The 4,602-nt window shown below is 35.1% G+C and carries 3 protein-coding genes; 2 read left to right on the top strand and 1 reads right to left on the bottom strand.

The features are described 5' to 3' along the window. Nucleotides 1-52 precede the first annotated feature (52 nt). On the bottom strand, nt 53-1,009 hold the full coding sequence (locus tag ACP6PK_RS08975) for an Npun_R2479 family HD domain-containing metalloprotein (protein ID WP_426559318.1): 957 nt from the start codon (nt 1,007-1,009) through the stop codon (nt 53-55). Nucleotides 1,010-2,218: 1,209 nt separating this feature from the next. On the opposite strand from ACP6PK_RS08975, the gene ACP6PK_RS08970 reads away from it, so the two are divergent. Together ACP6PK_RS08970 and truB are read left to right on the top strand one after the other, a co-directional pair. Further along, a complete protein-coding gene (locus ACP6PK_RS08970; protein ID WP_426559317.1) occupies nt 2,219-3,055 on the top strand; it encodes a calcium-binding protein in 837 nt (278 codons plus the stop codon). Between the two features lie 131 nt (nt 3,056-3,186). Then, complete coding sequence (truB, locus tag ACP6PK_RS08965; RefSeq protein ID WP_426559316.1) at nt 3,187-4,092, top strand: tRNA pseudouridine(55) synthase TruB; 906 nt, start codon at nt 3,187-3,189, stop codon at nt 4,090-4,092. Nucleotides 4,093-4,602: the final 510 nt, after the last annotated feature.

Genomic DNA, 4,602 nt, shown 5'->3' with positions numbered 1-4,602 from the left:
AGTCTTCGGTACTGATAACTGATAACTGATAACTGATAACTGATTAAATTCCCTATAAATTCAAATCTAAAAACTCACTAAATTTCTTTTCTCTGATTGGTATTTTTACTTCCACACCTCCATTATTGCGACTTTTATCATCACCATTACCTGATTTTGTACCATTAACTTTTGTCTTAGGTTCATGTTCTACCTGAAATACATTTGCATAGAGATTAGCAATAATTTGTTTTCCGCTTTGAGTTAATTCCAAATAATTAAGAGCTGCAGGAATATAAGGATAAACCCCATTCCAGTAAAATTTCCCGTAGCTGCGTCGGAGATCCCCAGGAGATTTATAACCTAAAACTTTATTAGTACCAACTTCTTCAAATTCATAAAATAAAGCATTAATTTTGAGCAAATAATTCGGGTCACTTAATTGACCAATTAAATCTGCCGCCCTTGATAACCCAGAAAAATTATTTCTATCTTGATGAGTTTCTTCTGCCGGAACAGGAAAACGAGTTAATTCAATATTACGTTTTATTTGCTCCGCATCAATTAATCTATGACCACCAAAACGTTCATCTATTACTAATTTACCCCGGTCAACATGATAAGGTGTTAAGCTAGCTGCAGTAGCCCCATCTGATAAAGAAACCATCCCAGCATTTATTCCTGTAGCATATCGACCTAATAATTCTTGGTCTTCTCGACAGACTCCCTTCGTATAGCCAATATCATGACACAATAAAGAAATAATATAATGTAACCAATCTTCAGGAGAAACTCCACCTTCACGAATGTGCTTACCCCGCAAAATTTCTTGCCCCACAAGAGTAACTAACATTGTGTGTTCAACATTGTGATATAATGCGTCACAATTAGCGATATTTTCCAGAGCCATATTTCCTGCCCAGGCAATAATTTCTGGATAGTCTGGTTTAAAACCACCATAAGTACGATGGTATCCTGCTTGTAGCTCCTTGACAAAAGTATCTATTAAGATTTCTGTTGGATTAAACATTACTATTTCTTTGCACTCCAGTATATAAGTGTTACTCTGATAGCTTGAGCTGTAGCAGTTAGCCGTTAATTTATCAATTTATCAGAACTTGCTTTTATAATTAGTTTAATTGCAAGTCTAAATATCAACAAACTATTTTTTTAGTTTGACTTTTCTATTGTCTGCTTAGTTTAAAATTAACAAAAATTTATGGCTTCGCCAAGATACTTGTCAAAATAAGAAGATATATCGTTATAGGTCAGGTAAAAAGCAAAAGCCAAAAGGCATAATTTTACTAAAACAAGGTGTTCAGTATATACCAATCTTCTAAACTTAATGGGTACTACTATAATACATGAATTTAAGAAATTATGGACATACAGATTAATCACACTTGACACTCTGTAGCTATTATAGTTTTATTTTGGGGACATATACATACAAGAGGTATTTAGTATGTATGTCTTCAGTTTTTTAGTCAAAATCAGAACTCAGGAGTAGGAATTATAGATAAATTTGGCAAGACAGAAAAATTAAATTTGAAGGCTGATTTTTATTTCAAAACTGATGTTGATTTTTCCTAAAACTATAAGTTAGGAGTCAGGGTTCAAAAGCTATTAGCTGGTTTCATTAATTGATAATTGATAATGGATAATTGATAATTACAAGAAGGTTAAAACCGTTACGGAATTGAATATCGGGAAATATCCTAGCACTTTTTTTTCCCTATCCAAGGGGAGGCTTTAAACCAGAATTATTATTTAATAATTATTAAATAATAATTGGGTAAAAAAGCTTTTGCCTCAAATTTTGATTGAATAAATATTATCCCATCATCCCTAGCATATCTTGAGAGATAGAATTCTCTCTTAAGCTAAAACTACCATAAAAGACTTATCAATAGTAATTAAATAGCTCTAAAATTGGTTCTATATTACTGACCTAAAGAAATCTAATTAAAAAGATTTCAATAATTAATAATTAACAATTAATAATTACCTGCTCTTATAAAGAAGAGGATTTTGCTCAAGGAAATTTTTTTCTTCTCTTGGTCGATTCGATATGGCGCACTTCTGAATGTTCCGCATTCATGTCTGCGAAAGGCGAAGTGCGTTTGTGTTTAGCTAACGCTAAACGACCGCTTTTTTCTCCATGAATGGAGAGTCTTTATACCTTAATTTTCGGTAAATACTAATATAATCAGACAAAGAAGTTATTCAGAAAAGTGTTATGGTAACTGCAACAGAAGAAGGTATTTTTAATGGTACTATAGTTGATCTTTTGAGGCCACCTCCGGATAATGGAGACGGAGGTAGTATGGGTAGTAATGGGACAAGTCCCGATGGAGGTGGAGGTTCTGGAAGTTCGTTCAATGAAATTCTGGTTAGAGAAGATGACGACGAGCCAACCATTGGTACAGCAGGAGCAGATTCAATTGTGGGATCGGCAGATCGAGATTCCATAGATGCTAGAGATGGAGGAGATATAATTTTTGGCAATGAGAGTAATGATACACTTTTAGGAGGATTGGGTGATGATTCCCTATTTGGTAATCAAGAACAGGATTCTCTTTTAGGGAATAATGGTGAAGATACATTGTGGGGTGGTAGGGATAATGACTTTCTAGATGGAGGTGATGGTGAAGATACACTTTTTGGTAATAGAGGGAATGACTGTCTTTTTGGAAATTTAGAGGATGATTGTCTATACGGAGGTAAAGGAAATGATTGTCTAGATGGAGGTGAAGGTAATGATACTTTAGTAGGCGATCGCGGGTCTGACACTTTAACAGGAGGAACCGGAGAAGATACATTTGTTCTTGCTGAAAACACAGGTGGTCTGAGTGCATCAGAAGCAGATATTATTACTGATTATAATCGTGATGAAGATCGAATTGGATTAATAGGTGATTTGGAGCGCAATGACCTGGATTTTGACACAACCTTAGTAGGTGGGGAAAATGGAGAAAATGGGATAGTTATTAGGTTAAGAAATGACGAAGAAGATTTTCTGGCAATAGTTCTTGGTATAGTCGATGAAGATGACCTTGACTTCACAATTATCTGAGACAAATATTAAATACACTTTGGGTAGTGAATATTGATAATTGATATCTAGATTATGCAGCGCCTAAAACTAAGTTAGACTGATCCAAAAACCTATTCCCTGTTCTCTATTTCCTGTTCCCTATTAATATAATGCAAGGATTTCTTAATCTTAACAAACCATCTGGTATGACTTCCCACGACTGCGTAGCAAAGGTACGAAAGTTGCTACATCTCAAGCGTGTCGGACATGGAGGAACTCTCGACCCTGCTGCTACTGGTGTTTTACCTATCGCGGTAGGAAAGGCAACTAGATTATTACAATTTCTCCCCTCACAAAAAGCTTATATTGGTACAGTCAGATTTGGTACGATCACTACTACTGATGACTTAGAGGGAGAAATTGTTCAATCTGCACCAGTTCCAGAATTAATGTTGTCTGATATTGAAGCAGTGCTGCCAAATTTCTTAGGTAAAATTGAGCAAGTACCACCGAGTTATAGTGCAATACAAGTACAAGGAAAGCGACTTTATGATTTAGCGCGTCAGGGAAAAACAGTTGAAGTTCCCACTCGCGTTGTTGAAGTATTTAATATAGAAATTCTTGACTGGCGACCTGGAGATTTTCCAGAAGTAGATTTGGCGATCGCTTGTGGTAGTGGTACTTATATTCGAGCGATCGCCCGCGACTTAGGAGCAATTTTAAATACTGGTGGAACTTTAGCTGCTTTAACCAGAACAGAAAGTAGTGGTTTTTCTAGGAAAAATAGTCTCACTTTTGCAGAAGTGGAAAATCAGTTACAGGAAAATAAATTTAGTCTTTTATCTATGGAAATAGCATTGGCACATTTACCAGGGATATTTTTAGTTGCTGAAGATGGAAAAAGATGGTGTCAAGGTCAACGTTTACCCTATCAAAAAAGATGGGAAATAGAATCTGAAAAAACTGATAATCATTTCCGAGTATACAATCTAGAAGGTGAATTTCTAGGTATTGGGCAATTAATCAAATCCGAACAAAATTTATTATTAGCACCTCAAGTTGTAATTAGTAATTAACTATTTTCTAGTGTTTTGGATATAAATATAGCAATCAGAAATGATTTATGATATATTTAATAATAATTAATATCAATCAAAATCCTTTGATATTCTGACTCCTTGACTCCTAATTATATCATGTCCGGATAATTAGTGATAAAAAAACTTTCTCCTTTTGATACTTCCTTTTTCCCACTTCCCTCCTGACTCCTGACTCCTGACTCCTGACTCCTCCCTCGTTATTTATAACTGTTCAACCGGACATGATATTACCACTAAAAATCTCACAACTGAAATATAATATGATTGCTATACATAGCATCAATAAAATTGTTGAGATAAACAAATTTTGGATTTTGATCAAATTATAGGGGAAATTCTCCTGTGATTGCCTCTACACCTAGAGGTGATATCATGTCCGGATGTAATGGTATAAATAAAATATTTGGCGATCGAGAGGATACATTTTAATTTCTCCCCTACTCCCCTACTCCCCTACTCCCCTACTCCCCTACTCCCCTACTCCCC

Source organism: Dapis hubbardiae BLCC-M172, from assembly GCF_050016015.1.
Taxonomy (GTDB): domain Bacteria; phylum Cyanobacteriota; class Cyanobacteriia; order Cyanobacteriales; family Microcoleaceae; genus Trichodesmium.
Note: the sequence above shows the minus strand (reverse complement) of the source record. Positions and strands in the feature narration are given on the sequence as shown.